This window comes from Okeania sp. SIO2F4, from assembly GCF_010672385.1.
Classification (GTDB): Bacteria; Cyanobacteriota; Cyanobacteriia; order Cyanobacteriales; family Microcoleaceae; genus Trichodesmium.
Map to the genome: position 1 here is coordinate 1 of NZ_JAAHGT010001383.1, position 1,546 is coordinate 1,546.

Here is a 1,546-nt window from a genome sequence, read left to right on the forward strand (position 1 = left end):
CCCTAATGTAGTCTACTGAAATGAAAACTGCTGTATAATTAAAGCTTGTAGTAAGGCTTTAGCCCTTAAGATAGATATTTGATGGGCTAAAGCCCTACTACAAACAAAAACTTTTTTATCACTCATTATCCGGACATGATATAAGGTGCTAGTAGACCAAAACATATTCAATGGTGCCCTGCGACAGATTGTTAAATGGCTTTCACAGTCTAAATTTTAGCTGTCTAACGCACCCTACAAGTTTTGCTTGGCTACCCAACAATTGAATATTGACAGACCATTCAGACTGCTTAATGGTTTTGAGTCAAGCTGAAACCTAAATTAAGCTGACTGACTTTCAACCATTTGATTTTCCTGACGTAGATAAGCTTCAATAAATGGATCTAACTCACCATTCATCACATCTGTAATAGCAGTAGTTTCTTTCTGAGTCCGTAAATCTTTCACCATCTGATAAGGATGGAAAACATAATTACGAATCTGATTTCCCCAAGCTGCCTCTACCATATCACCCCGAATTTCACCAATTTCTTGGGCGCGTTGCTCTTGAGCAATTATCAGTAACCTAGCTTTGAGTAATGCCAAAGCTTTCTCCTTATTTTGTAACTGACTCCGCTCTTGAGTACAACGCACAGCAAGACCTGTAGGAATATGAACTACTCGCACCGCTGTTTCTACTTTATTCACGTTTTGACCACCCTTACCCCCAGACCGAGAAGTGGTAATTTCCAAATCCTTCTCTGGAATATCCAACTCTACAGAATGGTCTAATACGGGCATCACTTCTACACCAGCAAAACTGGTTTGTCGTTTGCCATTAGCATTAAAAGGTGAAATTCTGACTAAGCGATGAGTACCTTTTTCCGCCTTCAAATAACCATAAGCATAACGACCCATAATTTCTAAAGTTGCAGACTTAATACCTGCTTCGTCTCCCTCAGAAATTTCGGCTAACTGCACCTTATATTTATGCTCTTCTCCCCACCGGGTATACATCCGCAGTAACATCTCTGCCCAATCTTGAGCATCTGTACCTCCTGCACCAGCATTAATAGTTACAACTGCTCCATTTTGGTCATATAGACCGGATAATAATTCCTGCAACTCCCATTGATCCAACTCGCGGTTGAGACTAGAAATTGTCAAATTCGCTTCTTCAAGCAAAGATTCATCAGTTTCTAATTCCAATAACTCAACGATCGCCCTAGTATCTTCCAGATTACTTTGCCATTGTTGATATTGCTGAAGATGGGATTTCAGATCGTTAAGTTCTTGCAGAGTATTTTGTGCCGTCGTTTGGTCATCCCAAAATTCCGGTTGAGCTGCAATTTGTTCTAAATCTTCGATTTTTGCTTTTAGTGCGGGAATGTCAAAGATAGTCCTGGGTTGTTCCCAGGCGAGAGGACAAATTTTCTATTTCTCGTTTAATGTCTAATACTTCCATGGCGATCGTCTCCTAATCAAAAAAGTCTTTGTTTGTTGTTGCGCTAACCGCGCCCCTCAGATATATTTATAGCGAGTTTTTGCACTAACCGCCCCTAATTAT

The 1,546-nt window shown here is 40.2% G+C and carries 1 protein-coding gene; it reads right to left on the reverse strand.

The window, feature by feature from the left end:
• Positions 1–321: 321 nt before the first annotated feature.
• Positions 322–1,444 (reverse strand): peptide chain release factor 2 gene (gene prfB, locus F6K22_RS40620; protein ID WP_293110808.1). Its coding sequence is split into 2 segments (ribosomal slippage): positions 322–1,371 and positions 1,373–1,444, totalling 1,122 coding nucleotides; the frame shifts between segments, so codons are not numbered across the junction.
• Positions 1,445–1,546: the final 102 nt, after the last annotated feature.